Annotated in this window: 11 protein-coding genes and 1 pseudogene; 9 read left to right on the forward strand and 3 right to left on the reverse strand. The window is 73.6% G+C overall.

Annotated features, from left to right (window positions below; all coding sequences use genetic code 11):
- Nucleotides 1–27: 27 nt before the first annotated feature.
- Genes OIE12_RS27605 through OIE12_RS27615 form a run of 3 tightly spaced genes read left to right on the forward strand, consistent with a single transcriptional unit; the run spans nt 28 to nt 6,160 of the window.
- The gene (locus OIE12_RS27605; RefSeq protein ID WP_329139858.1) at nt 28–3,171 is read left to right on the forward strand and encodes a helicase-related protein; all 3,144 of its coding nucleotides are present in this window, start codon (nt 28–30) and stop codon (nt 3,169–3,171) included.
- Nucleotides 3,168–5,042, forward strand: a complete 1,875-nt coding sequence (locus OIE12_RS27610; RefSeq protein WP_329139860.1) for a DUF1998 domain-containing protein — start codon at nt 3,168–3,170, stop codon at nt 5,040–5,042. The genes OIE12_RS27605 and OIE12_RS27610 overlap by 4 nt, the downstream gene beginning before the upstream one ends.
- On the forward strand, nt 5,039–6,160 hold the full coding sequence (locus OIE12_RS27615; RefSeq protein WP_329139862.1) for an AAA family ATPase: 1,122 nt from the start codon (nt 5,039–5,041) through the stop codon (nt 6,158–6,160). Before OIE12_RS27610 ends, OIE12_RS27615 begins: the two co-directional genes overlap by 4 nt.
- Nucleotides 6,161–6,227: 67 nt before the next feature.
- Here the strand turns inward: OIE12_RS27615 and OIE12_RS27620 are convergent, their stop codons facing one another.
- A complete protein-coding gene (locus tag OIE12_RS27620) occupies nt 6,228–6,893 on the reverse strand; it encodes a TetR/AcrR family transcriptional regulator (RefSeq protein WP_329139864.1) in 666 nt (221 codons plus the stop codon).
- A 90-nt stretch (nt 6,894–6,983) separates the two neighbouring features.
- Here OIE12_RS27620 and OIE12_RS27625 point away from each other — a divergent pair, with 90 nt between their 5' ends.
- Nucleotides 6,984–7,514 carry a TetR/AcrR family transcriptional regulator gene (locus tag OIE12_RS27625; RefSeq protein WP_329139866.1) on the forward strand — a complete coding sequence of 177 codons (531 nt, stop codon included), beginning with the start codon at nt 6,984–6,986 and terminating at the stop codon, nt 7,512–7,514.
- A gap of 114 nt (nt 7,515–7,628) precedes the next feature.
- On the opposite strand, the gene OIE12_RS27630 is transcribed toward OIE12_RS27625, so the two are convergent.
- Together OIE12_RS27630 and OIE12_RS27635 are read right to left on the reverse strand one after the other, a co-directional pair.
- A complete protein-coding gene (locus OIE12_RS27630; protein ID WP_329139868.1) occupies nt 7,629–8,708 on the reverse strand; it encodes a hypothetical protein in 1,080 nt (359 codons plus the stop codon).
- 180 nt (nt 8,709–8,888) lie between these two features.
- Nucleotides 8,889–9,719: a CDP-alcohol phosphatidyltransferase family protein gene (locus OIE12_RS27635; protein ID WP_329139870.1), complete on the reverse strand. Its 831-nt coding sequence runs from the start codon at nt 9,717–9,719 to the stop codon at nt 8,889–8,891.
- 192 nt (nt 9,720–9,911) lie between these two features.
- Here OIE12_RS27635 and OIE12_RS27640 point away from each other — a divergent pair, with 192 nt between their 5' ends.
- The 5 genes and pseudogenes from OIE12_RS27640 to OIE12_RS27660 all read left to right on the forward strand — a co-directional run.
- Nucleotides 9,912–10,904, forward strand: a complete 993-nt coding sequence (locus OIE12_RS27640) for a zinc-dependent alcohol dehydrogenase (RefSeq protein ID WP_329139872.1) — start codon at nt 9,912–9,914, stop codon at nt 10,902–10,904.
- Nucleotides 10,905–11,093: 189 nt separating this feature from the next.
- On the forward strand, nt 11,094–11,492 hold the full coding sequence (locus OIE12_RS27645; protein ID WP_030378428.1) for a 6-pyruvoyl trahydropterin synthase family protein: 399 nt from the start codon (nt 11,094–11,096) through the stop codon (nt 11,490–11,492).
- A gap of 8 nt (nt 11,493–11,500) precedes the next feature.
- Complete coding sequence (locus tag OIE12_RS27650) at nt 11,501–12,742, forward strand: glycosyltransferase family 4 protein (protein ID WP_443054078.1); 1,242 nt, start codon at nt 11,501–11,503, stop codon at nt 12,740–12,742.
- 53 nt (nt 12,743–12,795) lie between these two features.
- On the forward strand, nt 12,796–13,734 hold the full coding sequence (locus OIE12_RS27655; RefSeq protein ID WP_443053931.1) for a class I SAM-dependent methyltransferase: 939 nt from the start codon (nt 12,796–12,798) through the stop codon (nt 13,732–13,734).
- 170 nt (nt 13,735–13,904) lie between these two features.
- A pseudogene (locus tag OIE12_RS27660) lies at nt 13,905–14,750 on the forward strand (lysylphosphatidylglycerol synthase transmembrane domain-containing protein); the annotation flags it as partial.
- Nucleotides 14,751–14,822: the final 72 nt, after the last annotated feature.

The following is a 14,822-nucleotide window of genomic DNA, read 5'->3' on the forward strand; positions in this document are numbered from 1 at the left end:
CCACAGACCGCGATCACCAGGAACGACATGGATCTCCGACACGAACTCGTCTCCTACCTCCGGCGGCAACTCGTCGGCCCGGCCCGCGGTGCGCACGAGACCCTCGACGCCCCGCCCGACCGCCAGTACCTGATGGGCACCCTTTATCCCCAGGAGGCCGACCTCCAGCGCCAGTTGGACCTCGCCGCCGAGGAGCGCGAGGGGGCGGGGACGGAGGGGCGGGCCGAGGACACCGCACCGGCCGGGGACCCCGTACCCGAGTCCAACTCCTGGCTGCCCTCCTCCCTCGGCTTCAGCTTCTACACCGACGCCGACACCGTGGAGGTCGTCTGCGCGGCCGCCCACTACGCGACCCGCTCGCGCACGGGTGAGCGCGGCCGGAGCTGGCAGCGCATCCCGCTGTCCGCCGAGACGCACACCCTCGGCCCCGACCGCGACCACGTCCCCGTACTGGACGGCCGCGCCGAACTCCGACTGCGACGACGGGCATTCGGCACCGGGCGGCTCATCACCGTCGCCCTCGTCAACTCCGCCACACACGAGCCCGACCTCGGAAAGGCCGCCCACTGGGACCGGATGCTGTTCCAGGTGGAGCTGGAGGGACGGCCGGTTAACGGCCAAGTGCTCCAGTACCCGAGCGTGCGCCTGGCCAGCCGCGACCCCGAGGAGCAGGAACTGCGGTTGCAGTACCGGCACGTCCGTACCCACGCCGTCGGCCACGGATGCGCGGTCGAGGAGCGGTACGACGAGACGGGTGAGCGAGTCACCGGGCTGCGCGCCGCCGTGCTCCCCGAGGCCGAGGTCACCGGTGTACGGGCGGCCGGCCCCAGCGGCTCGCCCGTGCTCAACCTGTGCCACCTCGCCGACCCGGACGTCCCCGTCGACCAACTGCGCGAGGAGCTCGCCGAGTTCGCCGCCGACTACCGCGCCTGGTACGTGGGGCAGCTCAACGCGGACATCCCCGAGTGGGGGCGCGACGCCGCCGACCGGGTGCTCGGCCGGATCAACGCCGCCGTCACCCGCATCGAGTCCGGAGTCCGCACCCTGTGCGATCCGCGCCGCCCCGAGCTGCTGCACGCCTTCCGCGCCGCCAACCGCGCGATGGCCCTGCAAATGCGGCACTCCGCACCCGACCTCGCGGGCACCCGGCGCTCCCGCCGGGACGCCGTACCGGCAGGCGCGGAGCCCGCGGCCGACGCCGACTGGCGCCCCTTCCAGCTCGCCTTCTTCCTGCTCGCCTTGGACGGGGTGGCCGACCCCCGGCACCCGGACCGGTCCGTCACCGACCTGATCTGGTTCCCCACCGGTGGTGGCAAGACCGAGGCCTACCTGCTGCTGGCCGCGTTCGCCATGGTGCTGCGCCGCCGCCGGCCCGACGGCGGCGGCACGGCCGTACTCAGCCGCTACACCCTCAGCCTGCTCACCACCCAGCAGTTCCAGCGCGCCGCCACCACCGTGTGCGCCCTGGAGACCCTGCGCCGCGCCGAACCGGCCACGTACGGCGAGGAGCCCTTCTCCATCGGCCTGTGGGTGGGCGAGACCACCACACCCAACACCTACGAGAAGGCGCGCGCGGCCTTCGACAACGCCCGTCAGGCCGCCCGGCCGGAGGACGTGTTCATCCTCGACCGCTGCCCCTGGTGCGGCACACGCGTCCTGCCCGCACACAAGTCGCCCGACATCGGCGACTACGGAGTGCGCGCCGGCGCCGACTCCTTCGCCTTCTTCTGCCCGCGCGAGGCCTGCGTCTTCCACGACGAACTGCCCGTCGCCGTCGTCGACGAGCAGCTCTACGACCGGCCGCCCACCTTCGTCCTCGGTACCGTCGACAAGTTCGCCCGGCTGGCCTGGGAACCGCGCGCCGGACAGCTGTTCGGGGCCGCGGGCGGGGCCCCGGTACGGAACCTGCCGCCGTCCCTCGTCATCCAGGACGAGCTGCATCTGCTCACGGGCCCGCTCGGTACCACCGTCGGCCTGTACGAGGCGGCCGTCCTCGGGCTGTGCACCGCGCCCGACGGCACCGGCCCCAAGGTGGTCGCCTCCACGGCCACCATCCGCCGCTCCGGCGAGCAGGTCCGCGCCCTGTACGGCGGCGGCGTCCAGCTCTTCCCGCCGGCCGGACTCGACGCCCGCCACTCCTACTTCGCCGAACCCGACACCTCCCGCCCCGGCCGCCGCTACCTCGGCGTCATGGCCCAGGGACACACCGCCGGCCGCGCCGCCGTCGCCACCGCCGCCTCGCTGCTCCAGGGCGCGTACGAGCTGCCCGAGGAGCACCGGGACGCCTACTGGACGCTCGTCGCCTACCACCACAGCCTGCGCGAACTCGGCCGTACCGTCACCGCGGCGGCCGACGACATCCCCGCCCAGCTAGCCGGCCTCGACCCGGGCACCGGCAGCGGCGTACGGCAGTTGACGGACCATCAGGTGCAGGAGCTGACCAGTAACCTGCCGCGCGCCGAACAGCCCGTGCTGCTCGACCGGCTGGAGAAGCGGTGGGACGACCCGCAGTCGGTGTCCTTCCTGCCCTGCACGAACATGCTGTCCGTCGGCGTCGACGTCAAGCGGCTCGCGCTGATGCTGATGCAGGGCCAGCCCAAGACGACCGCCGAGTACATCCAGGCCACCAGCCGGGTGGGCCGGCACTCCGTGCCCGGTCTCGTCGTCACCTTCTTCAACGCCACCCGGCCCAGGGACCGTTCGCACTACGAGACCTTCGACGTCTATCACCGCTCGCTGTACCGGCACGTCGAGCCGACCAGCGTCACCCCCTGGTCCGTACCCTCGCGGCGGCGGGCGCTGCACGCCGCGCTCGTCGTCCTGGTACGGCACCGGCTCGGGCTCGCCGCCGAGAACCAGGCCGGACAGGTCCTCGACCGGCTGCCCGAAGTGGAGGCGCTCGCGGAGGAGCTGGCGGTCCGGGCGGAGGCGGCCGAGCCGTCGGCCGGGGACGAGGTCCGCAAGGAACTGGCCGGACTGATCGCCGACTGGGAGGACGCCGCACGCGAGGCCCGCCGGGACGGCCGCGAGCTGTACTACCGCGGCCAGGGCAAGGGACAGACCAACCTGATCAAGAGTTTCGAACAGAACTACGGCCTCTGGGAGACACCGAACTCCATGCGCAACGTCGACCGGGAATGCCAGGTCATGGTGAAGGGAGCCGACCTGTGAGCCGCACACTGCGGGTACGTCAGTCGCAGACGGTGGTGCCGTTCGGCGTCGGGGCCGTCTTCGACATCCAGGGCGAGTCGTTCGTGGCCACGGGCATCGGGGACTGGCCGGCCAGGGGCAGACAGCGGATCGAGTCGGCCCGGCTCGCCGCCCGCCTCGGCGTCAGCGGCTTCCACGCCGCGCCGGCCACCGTCAACGACCGCTTCGACGTCCCCGACGCGCCCGGGGCCCCGTACATCCGCTTCCCGTCCTGGCTGTTCTGCGGCGCCTGCCGGCGGATGAAGCGGTGGCGGATCGCCGACGAGAAGCCCGGGCAGCCGCCGCGCTGCCCGTCCTGCTCACCGGCGCGGACCCTGGCGCCCATGCGGTTCGTGCAGATCTGCCAGGCCGGGCACCTGAGTGACGTCGACTGGTGGTTCTGGGCCCACTCCCGACGCGACGCGGGTGAGCGCCGCGGCTGCGGCGAACGCGAGCGGCTGCGCTTCCAGGTCTCTGAACGGGCCTCCGGGCTCGAGGCGCTGTCCGTCGTCTGCACGGCCAAGGGCTGCGGCGCCGGCCGGGACCTGCTCGACATCCTCGGCACCCACGGCATGCGCTGCTCGGGACGCAACCCCTGGCAGCGGGCCGGTGACGCGGTGGACTGCGTCCGACCGGTGCAGATCGTGCAGCGCACGGCCGGCAACCTGTACTACCCGCTCACGCACTCGGCGCTCGACATCCCGGAGACGGACGTGCCCGCGCACACGGACGACGCCCGCGCGGACGAGGTGCGTGCGCACCATCTGTGGGTGCCGTTGTGCCAGGTGGTGGGGACGCCGCGGGCGGTCATGTACCGGACGATCATTCAGGAGGACACAGGGGCGGACGAGGCGCTGCTCGACGCGTTGCTGGGGGAGGAGACCGGGGAGGCGGCACTTTCGGACGTGCCGTCCGGTGGTGCGGGCACGGCTCCCGACGCCGGTGGTGGAGCGGCTCGTCTCGACCTCAGCCGTGAGGAGTGGGCCGCGTTCACCGCCCCCGTACCGCCCGCCACCCGGGACTTCGCACTCCGCGAGACGACGCTCGGCCTCGGCGGTGAGACCGCCGACCCCTGGGCCGCGCTCGGCCGCCGCTTCGGCCGGATCGTCCTCGCCGACCGGCTGCGGGAGGTGCGCGCCCTGTCCGGCTTCACTCGGGTCTCCCCGGACGCGACCGTCGTACCCGTCGACACCGCCCGCCGGCTGAAGTGGCTGCCGGCCGTCGAGGTGTTCGGCGAAGGCCTGCTCCTCACGCTGAACCGCACGGCACTGACGGAGTGGGAGGACGACCGGGACGTCCGCAAGCACGTGGCCGGAATGCGCGCCGACCTCGACCGCTCCTTCCAGAAGGACCGCCTCGAAACGCTCACCGGCGCGGAGCTCGCCCCCCGGTTCGTACTCCTGCACACCCTCGCCCACCTGCTGATCCGCCAGCTCTCCTTCGAGTCCGGCTACACCACGGCGAGCCTGCGCGAACGGATCTACGCACGCCCCGAACAGGACCAGTACGGCATCCTCGTCTACACCGCCGCCGGGGACGCCGAGGGCACCCTCGGCGGCCTCGTCCGCCAGGGCGAACCGCCGCGCCTGGCCGAGACCCTGCTGCGGATGACCGAGGCCGCCGCCTGGTGCTCGGCCGACCCGCTGTGCGCCGAACACACCGGCCAGGGCTTCGGCAACCTCAACCGCGCCGCCTGCCACGCCTGCGCGCTGCTCCCCGAGACCAGCTGCGAGACCGGCAACACCCTGCTGGACCGGGCCCTCGTCGTCGGCGGCGCACACGTGCCCGGCTACCTGGAGACGATCGTCACCGCCGCTCGGGCCGCCGCGGCCGACGCACTGGAGCAGGAATGACCCTCACCTACCTCGACCTCACGCCGGACCAGCGCGGCTGCCTGGACGGGCTCCCCTTCGACGGCAACCACTTGATCAGCGGCCCGCCCGGCACCGGCAAGAGTCTGCTGGCCGTGCAGCGTGCCGTCCTGCTCGCCCTCACCGGCACTCCGGTGGTGCTGCTGACGTACTCCAACCTGCTGCGCCAGTCGCTCGCCGAGGCGGTGCACGCGCTGGGACCCGGCGACCGCTCGGTCCGCGTCATGACCGCGCACGCGTGGCTCGCCGAGTGGTACGGGCCGGGCGCGCCGCGCTCCGGCGACTGGTACGACTGGCCGGCCCTCTGGGACCGCGCCGCCGACACCGGCCCCGTCCCCGGACTCACACTGGTCGTCGACGAAGGCCAGGACCTGCCGCCCGAGTTCTACACGCTCTGCCGGATGCTGGGCGCCCGTACGACGGTCTGCGCGGACCAGTACCAGCGGCTCACCGACACCAACTCCACGGTGGAGGAGATCTCCGGACGGCTCGGCCACTGCGCCCGTCACGAACTCGCCGACAACCACCGCAACACCGCCCAGATAGCCGCGCTGGCCGCCCACTTCCACACCGGCACCACACCACCGGTCCTGCCCGACCGGCAGGGGCCGCCGCCGCGTCTGCACCGCTTCCACGAGCGGGGCGCCGCCGATCTGCTGATCCTGCTCGCCGAACGGCACCCCCGGCGGAGCATCGGCGTGATCACCAACTCCAAGCACACGCAGTTCTCCCTGCTCTACAGCCTGTCGCGCCGGGCACCGCGGCTCAAGCCGCAGCTGTACACGTCCGACGCCAGGGGCGGCCAGTACCGCAACCTCGACCTGGGCCGGCCGGGCATCGTCCTCGTCCATCGCCGCAGTGCCAAGGGACTCGGCTTCGACACCGTCGTCGTCCCCGACACCCACTCCGACGCCGCCGAGGACCCCACGTCCGCGACCCTGCGCATGGCGTACTACGTCCTGGCCACCCGCGCCCACCGTGAACTCCACCTCGGCTACGAGGGCGACCACGAGCCGCCGGTGCTGGCACGGGTGCCGCGGGGGGACCTGCTGCGGGACGACGCACTGCCGCGCGGTTCGGCGGGGACACCGCTCGTTTGACGGACCCGCCGCGGGCGCCGAAGGCCTGAGGATGTCGTAGGCCTGTGGATCCGGACACCGTGCTCCTCTATGATCGACGCGAACTGCCGTCGCTCGTCGCGGAGTCGTGATCCCGGGGCTGGGGAGTGCGCGTCAACGCCCCGCGCCAGTGTTCCGTCAGGTACCGCCGCATCTCGCCCACGTTCACGGACTCGCGGTCGACCATGAGTTGGAGGGCCAGGCCGCGGAGTTGGGTGACGATCGCGGCTGTCGTTTCGTCGAGGGTGTGGGCGATGCCGGGGTGGATCGTGCCCTCGGCGATGCCTGCCGTGAGGTCCTCGCGCAGGTCCCGGCGGAAGGCCTCCGTGCGGTCGTGGAAGAGGGGGGCCAGGTCCGGGGAGGTCGCGGCCTCGATCCAGAGGAGGAGGAACGCCTTGTTCAGCGGCCGCTCGTGCTTGGCCTGCTGTGCGAGGTAGCCGTCGATGAGGCGGAGGAGGCGGTCCAGGCCGGGGGGCACGTCCTCCAGGCCCGGGACGAAGCCGGACTGGGCCGCGCGGGCCAGGCGTTCGACCAGGGCCTGCTTGGAGCCGAAGTAGTGCGTGACGAGGCCCCGGCTGTAGCCGGCGCGTGCGCCGACGCGGGCCAGGGTCAGGGAGCGCAGGCCCTGCTCGGCGACCAGTTCGGCGGCGGCGTTGAGCAGGGCCGCCTCCGCCTCGTCGCGGCGCTGTTTCTGGGTGCGGGCGGGGGTGGTCATGGGGCCAGACTAGCGACTTACTTGTCAGCCGACCAACAAATGGAGCAGGATGGCAGACCTCAGGCCAGGCAACGCGAGAGGCGCCGGACCATGCCCCCTGCCCGCCCGCGGCGTGCGCCGCGCACCGATGCACGGGAGAACCGCGCGCGCCTCGTCGAGTCCGCCCGCGAGGCCTTCTCCGCCGACCCCTCCGCGAGCCTCGCCTCCATCGCCAAGGCGGCCGGGGTGGGACAGGGCACGCTCTACCGGCACTTCTCCGGCCGGGAAGAGCTGCTGCTCGCCGTCCACGAGGCGGAGGTCGCCGGGCTGGCCGAGGACGCCGGGCGGCTGCTGGAGGAGCACGAGCCGCTGGCGGCGCTGCGGTTGTGGCTGGAGCGGATCGCCGACGGGGGAGGGCGGTACGGGCGGTGCCACCCGCCCGTCCTCGCCGCGCTGGAGCTGCTGCTCGCGGCGGGAAAGGACGCGGGGCAGGTGCGGGCGGACGCCGGGGCGGAGGACGTGCTCATTCTCGGGGCGTTCCTCTGGGAGAGCGGCCGCGACGGGGCCGCGTGGCGGGAGCGGCGGGGGCGGATGCTCGACGTCCTCGTCGACGGGTTGCGGGGCGGGGGCGGTCCGCGGTGAGTGGGCGGTTCGCGGTGGGTGGGTGGCTCCCGTTGAGTGGGCGGTTCGCGGTGAGTCGGCGGCTCCCGGTAGTGGTTCCGCCGTCCTGCCTGCCGCCACGTCGGCGCCGAGCGGTCAATGGGCCAGGAGCAGCACCAGGACGACAACAGCGACGGTCACCGCCACCGCCAGCAGGGCTTTGCGCCGTCCCTCCTCCGACACCCGCCGTCGCACCGTGAGTTGTCCGCCGGCGTCCCGGAAGACGTAGAGCTCGAGGTTGCCGGAAGCGGGCGGTGTCGCCCTGACGACCGTGAGCCGCCGGAGGACGATCTCGCGTTCCTTCTCTCCCGGCCGCGCACCCAGTTCGGGCTCCAGTGCGGAGCGATGGGCGGGGAGGAGGTCGTCGGGGAGCGGATCGTGGGCGTCGAGCCGGTCCTCGCGCCAGCCGGCCGAGCCCAGTTCCGACGCCACCTGGCGGGGCCTCGGGACGGGAGGCGGCACCTGGCGGGTTCGAGAGATCCACTCTAGTCGTCCGGCGGTCCAGGACGTGAGGCTCCCGTGCCCCTCGCACGTGGTGCAGTCGACGGTGCCCGACGCCTTGCACGGCACGCAGGGGATACGCCCCCTCGCCCCGCACTCCGTGCACTTCACCTTCCCCCAGCCCCGGCATCCGGGACACGCGCTGTCGGGTGTCCGGCAGGCCTCGCAGTCCACCCGTTCCTGGGGGTGGTCGGCCCTGCCCGGCTTCACCGGCCGTGGTGGGGTACTGGGCAGGCCACCGTGTTTGAGGAGCTGCGTGCACGCGGTGACACCGTGGCACACCGTGCACACCTGGGCGGGCTCGCACGGGCGGTATCTCATTCCCTTGCAGTCGGCGCACTGCCGTCGGCCGTTGCCGCAGTCGCAGGACGCCAGATGCGCCGTGCCGCGCCTGACCAGATCGATCGGCCGGTCGACGGGCTTCTCGTGCGGGCCGAGCTTGTAGTCCCGCAGCACGTCGTAGAGCGGCCGCTCCGAGAGGTCGACGGTGCCGGGCCGGTGGTGTGTCCTCTCGGAGCGCTCCTCGATGCGGCGGGTGACGGAGGCCTCGAGCAGGTGCAGCCGGGAGAGCCGGAAATCCGTCGGAGCCGGCCCCGGACGCCTGCGCCGGCCGCGTGCCGAGAACGCGTCGAGCGCCTCGTGCACCTCGTCGTCGGACGGGTCGTCGTTCGTCACCGCGACGCTCACTCCCCCCAGCCGCGCCTCCACCGCCCGGACGGAGGCCGGACAGTGCCGAAGGATCTCAGTGTGACGGGACGGACCCCGTCACGAAAGGGCGCACAAGGGGAGGCCACGTCGGCGGTCTCCGCCTCCCTTCCGCCGACCCTTGCGCGGGTCGGAGGCCACGCGTCCGCCTCAGGCTCGGCCCGCCAGTTCCGGCAGTGGGGTCGTCGGCTGCGTCCTCTCCTCGGCCGTCAACGTCGGCGTCGGCGTCGGCATCCGCTCCTGCTCCGGCATCGGCTCCTGCTCCGGCTCGTCCCGTTCCGTCCACAGCCAGCCCACGTCCCGTCCGAACGACCACACCAGCCACCCCAGCGCCGACGACACCAGGACCGCCGACGCCTGGTACGGGAGCCAGCCCGAGGCCGCCGCCAGCAGGGCGATGCCCTGGTACGCCGCCACCGTCTTGCGGGCCATGCTGTGCGGGAGCGGGGCGTTGAGCCACGGCTGGAAGCGGGCCGCCGCCACGAACAGGTAGCGCATCGCGCCGATCAGCAGGACCCACGGGCCCAGCGACATCGACACGTACACGCTCAGGACGAGGATGAGGAACGCGTCCACCTCCATGTCGAAGCGGGCGCCGAGCACCGAGGACGTGCCCGTGCGGCGGGCGACCTTGCCGTCGACGCCGTCCAGGATCAGGGCGATCGCCGTCAGCCCCACGAAGAGCGTGACGGGCGGCGCCGTCTCGAAGGAGTCCGCCACCAGCGCCGTCACCCCGCCCACCAGCGTGGCCCGCCCCAGCGTGACCCGGTTGGCCGGTCCGAACGAGGTCAGCCGGGAGCGGAGCACGGCGCGGGTGAGGACGGCCCAGGTGGCGAGGGCGAAGGCCAGGCCGGTCAGCCAGCCCGCCGGACTCATGCCCGTCGCCGTGCCCAGCAGGGCCAGCAGCAACACCTGCACGCCCGCCCCCACGGTCGTCTCCTGCTGCAACAGCCTCGCGTCGTATGTGTGGTTCAGGGCCACCGCTCATCCTCCGGCCGGTGTCGTCGAGATCAGCGAGATCAGCGAGATCTGTGAGATCAGCGAGATCAGCGAGATCGTCGAGTGACAGATTCGATCTTCGTTGCGTACGTTGTGCGCGACTTCGTGAGGTGCTTCGGGACTTCTTGTAGCTGCGGTACGTGGGGAATCCGTCGATCGTTCAGAGGGGTGCATATGAAAAGCACAGGAAGCACGGAGCGTTCAGCCCGGGCCTTCTGGCTGCGGGAGCCCGGGTGCGGCGAGATCCGCGACGTCGGGCTGCCCGAGCCGGGCGAGGGCGACGTGGTCGTACGGGCGCTGTACTCCGGGGTCAGCCGCGGCACCGAGACCCTCGTCTTCCGGGGCGGCGTGCCCGCGAACCAGTACGGCGCCATGCGCGCGCCCTTCCAGGACGGCGACTTCCCCGCCCCGGTCAAGTACGGCTACCTCAGCGTCGGGGTCGTCGAGTGGGGGCCCGGGGAACTGCTGGGACGGAACGTGTTCTGCCTCTTCCCGCATCAGACGCGGTACGTCGTGCCCGCCTCCGCCGTCACCCTCGTGCCCGAGCGCGTGCCGGCCGGGCGGGCCGTCCTCGCGGGGACCGTCGAGACCGCCGTCAATGCCCTGTGGGACGCCGCGCCGCTGCTCGGCGACCGCATCGCCGTCGTGGGGGGCGGGATGGTCGGATGCGGTGTCGCCGCGCTGCTCGCCCGGTTCCCCGGGGTGCGGGTCCAGCTCGTCGACGCCGACGCGGGACGGGCCGGCGTCGCCCGCGTGCTCGGGGTCGACTTCGCCCTGCCGGAGGAGGCGCTGGGGGAGTGCGACCTCGTCGTGCACGCCAGCGCGAGCGAGGCCGGGGCCCGGCGCTCACTCGAACTGCTCGCCCACGAGGGCACGTTGATCGAGATGAGCTGGTACGGGGACCGGGTCGTCGGGCTGCCGCTCGGCGAGGCCTTCCACTCCCGGCGGCTCACCGTGCGCAGCAGCCAGGTCGGCACGGTGTCGCCGCGTGCGCGGTCCGGGCGGACGTACGGCGACCGGCTCGCCCTCGCCCTCGACCTGCTCGCCGACCCCGCGTTCGACGTGCTCCTCAGCGGCGACACCCCGTTCGAGGAGCTGCCGGAGCTGCTGCCCCGGCTCGCCTCGGGGGAGTCGGGCGGACTGTGTCACCGGGTGACGTACGCCTGAGGGCACCTCGTGTCACGGCTGAGGTCGGCTTCCGTCCCGGGCGGTCCGTGAAGCGGACAAGCCGCTGCTGAACAACCCGTGCCGATCGGCCGTACTACACGGCATGCCTGGCCCGGCCGGAGTTCCCCGTCCCCCGTGACGGGGGCGCCGGCCGGGCGCTCAGACGCACCGCACCTGGAGGGTCGTCCGTTGTTCAGCATCACGGTCCGCGATCACCTGATGATCGCCCACAGCTTCCGCGGCGAGGTCTTCGGCCCCGCGCAGCGCCTGCACGGAGCGACGTTCCTCGTGGACGCCACCTTCCGCCGCCCCGAGCTGGACGACGACAACATCGTCGTCGACATAGGACTGGCCACGCAGGAACTCGGCGCCGTCGTCGCCGAGCTGAACTACCGCAACCTCGACAACGAGCCCGACTTCGCCGACACCAACACCTCGACGGAGTTCCTCGCGAAGGTCGTCGCCGACCGGCTCGCGCAGCGCGTCCAGGACGGCCGGCTCGGCGAGGGGGCCCGCGGGCTCACCGGGCTCACCGTCACCCTGCACGAGTCGCACATCGCCTGGGCGAGTTACGAGCGTGACCTGTGAGTGACGTGATCACCCAGCAGACGGCCCGTCCCGCCGCGGGGCAGGCGGCTCCCCCCGCCGGTACGGCTCCGGCGGCTCGTCGCCGGCTGGACTACGTGCCCGTGCAGCAGACCGCCCCCGCTCCCGCCCCCACCCACGCCGAGATCATCCCCATGTCCCTGCGCACCCTGCACTTCGTGCTGCCGGCCGGCGTCGACGACCCCGCCAACCCCAGCGGCGGCAACGCCTACGACCGCCGGATCTGCCTCGACCTCCCCGGCTTCGGCTGGCAGGTCGTCAAGCACACCGTCGGCGGCGCCTGGCCCGCCCCCGGCGCCGACTCCCGCGCCGCCCTCGCCCGCACCCTGCGCGAACTGCCCGACGGCACGGTCGTGCTGCTCGACGGCCTCGTCGCCTGCGGCGTCCCCGAGGTCGTCGTCCCGGAGGCCGGACGGCTCTGTCTCGCCGTCCTCGTCCACCTCCCGCTCGGCGACGAGACCGGGCTCGACGCCGACGTCGCCGCCGCGCTCGACGCCACGGAGCGCGAGACCCTGCGCGCCGTCTCCGCGGTGATCGCCACCAGCGACTGGGCCGTACGCCGGCTCGTCTCCCACCACGGGCTCGCCCCCGACCGCGTGCACGTCGCCGCCCCCGGCGCCGACATCGCCCCCCTCGCCTCCGGCACCGACGGCCTCTCGCAGCTCCTGTGCGTCGCCTCCGTGACCCCGCGCAAGGGGCAGCACCGGCTGGTCGAGGCGCTGGCGACCGTCCCCGACCTGCCGTGGAGCTGTGTGTGCGTCGGCTCGCTCACGCAGGACCCCGAGTACGTCGCCGGGGTCCGGGAACTGATCACCGCGCACGGGCTCGGCGACCGGTTCCACCTCGTCGGACCGCGCTCCGGCGCCGCGCTCGACGCCAGCTACGCCGCCGCCGACCTGATGGTCCTCGCCTCCTACGCCGAGACCTACGGCATGGCCGTCACCGAGGCGCTCGCCCGGGGCATCCCCGTCCTCGCCACCGACGTGGGCGGGCTGCCCGAAGCGGTGGGGCGCGCGCCGGACGGCGGGGTGCCCGGCATCCTCGTACCGCCGGAGGACCCCGCCGCGCTCGCCGCCGAGCTGCGCGGGTGGTTCGGCGAGGCGGACGTACGGCGCCGGCTGAAGGCCGCCGCGCGGGGGCGCCGGGCCGCGCTCGACGGCTGGGCCACCACCGCGCGCAGCCTCGCGGGGGTACTGGGCCGGCTGCGGCCCGAGTCCCGGGAGGCGGCGTGAGGACGGGGGCGGCGGGTGTCGGTGCGGGTGCCGACGTGGGTGTGGATGCGAGTGTGGATGCGAACGTGAGCGCGGGTGCGGGTGTGCACTCGGGTGCGGGTCCCGGCGGTTCGCTTTCCGCCCTGCCCGCGCCCGGCGCCGGGCCCGTCGACGACGAGTCGGGCGTGCCCCGGTACGCCCCCCAGTGGCTGCGGCTGCGCGAGCCCGCCGACGCCGCCGCGCGCGCCCACGATTTGCTGGACCCGTTGCGCATCCGGCTCGCCAACCGGCCGGGCCGGCGCGGGGCCGGGCTCGTCGTGCACGACCTCGGCTGCGGCACCGGCTCCATGGGCCGCTGGCTGGCGCCCCTGCTCGACGGGCCCCAGCACTGGATCCTGCACGACCGCGACCCCTACCTGCTGCACTTCGCCGCCGTGGGGGCGCCCCGGTCCGCCGCCGACGGCAGCCGGATCGACGTCACCACGCAACGCGGCGACCTCGGCCGGCTCACCGCCGACGCGCTCGCCGGTGCCTCTCTCGTCACCGCGTCCGCGCTGCTCGACGTGCTCACCCGCGAGGAGATCGACACGCTCGCGGCGGCCTGCGTCGGGGCGGGCGTCCCCGCGCTGCTCACGCTGTCCGTCGTCGGACGGGTCGAGCTGACGCCCTCCCGTCCGCTCGACGCGGAGCTCGCCGCCGCGTTCGACGCCCACCAGCGCCGGGGTGAACTGCTCGGCCCGGACGCGGTCACCGCGGCCTGCGAGGCGTTCGGCCGGCTCGGTGCGACGGTGCGGGTGCATCCCAGTCCGTGGCGGCTCGGGGCCGAGCACGCGGAGCTGGCGGGGGAGTGGCTGCGTGGCTGGGTCGGCGCGGCCGTCGAGCAGCGGCCGGAGCTGGCGGCGCGTGCGGATACGTATCTGCGGGAGCGGCTCGCCCAGTGCGGGGGCGGGGAGCTGGGGGTTGTGGTCGGGCACAGTGATGTGCTCGTGCTGCCGGGGGCGGGTGGGGTGTAGTGACTACCGCGGTTTCAGAGGTGACGGTGGAGGTCTCGGAGGTCTCAGCGGTCTCGGAGGTCTCGGCGGTCTCGGAGGTGACGGCGGAGGCGGCCGGGGCCGGGGTGGTCCGTGCGGGGCGGCCTCGGGTGCCGGCGGGCGTGCGGCGGCACTTCGGGAGTGTGGCCGGGGTGGTCATCCTCGCGGTGTTGCTGTGGCGGCTCGGTACCGGGGTGTTCCTGGACGGGCTGCGGCGCATCGATACGCCGACGCTGCTCGCGGGGCTCGGCATCGGGCTGCTCACCACCGTGCTCAGCGCCTGGCGCTGGTGCCTGGTGGCGCGGCGCCTCGGCATCCGGCTGCGGCTGCGGGACGCCGTCGCCGACTACTACCGGGCGCTGTTCCTCAACGCCGCCCTGCCCGGTGGCGTCCTCGGCGACGTGCACCGTGCCGTGCGGCACGGGCGCGACTCCGGGGACCTCGGGCGCGGGGTGCGGGCCGTGGTGATGGAACGGACGGCGGGGCAGCTGGCGTTGGTCGCGGCGGGGGTGCCGGTGCTGCTCCTGGTCGAGTCGCCCGTGGTGCACCAGGTGCGGCACGGTGTGGCCGTGCTCGGGGTGGTGGTCGTGGGCGTGGTGGCCGTGGTGGCTGCGGTGCGGATGGGGCGTTCGGGAGCGGGTGTACGGCCGGTGCCGGGTGCGCGTCGGGGGCGGGCCGTGCGTGCGGCATTCGTCGAGGCGCGGGGTGTGTTGCTCGACCGGCGGGTCGGGGGTGGGGTGCTCCTCTCTTCCCTCGCCGTGCTCGGCGGGTATCTGCTGATGTTCCTCGTTGCGGCGCGCGCCGCCGGGGCCGACGTGAGTCCGCTGCGGCTGCTGCCGCTCGCCATGCTCGCGCTGATCGCGATGGGGCTGCCGCTGAACGTCGGCGGCTGGGGTCCCCGGGAGGGCGTCACCGCCTGGGCGTTCGGGGCGGCGGGGCTGGGTGCGGGGACGGGGCTGAGTGTCGCCGTCGTGTACGGGGTGCTGAGCTTCGTGGCGAGTCTGCCGGGGGCTGTCGTGCTGGTGGTGCGGTGGGTCGGTGGTTCGCGGGTGCTGTCCCATGTTCCGTTT

The sequence above is a fragment of the Streptomyces sp. NBC_00670 genome (assembly GCF_036226765.1).
In the GTDB taxonomy this organism is placed as follows: Bacteria; Actinomycetota; Actinomycetes; order Streptomycetales; family Streptomycetaceae; genus Streptomyces.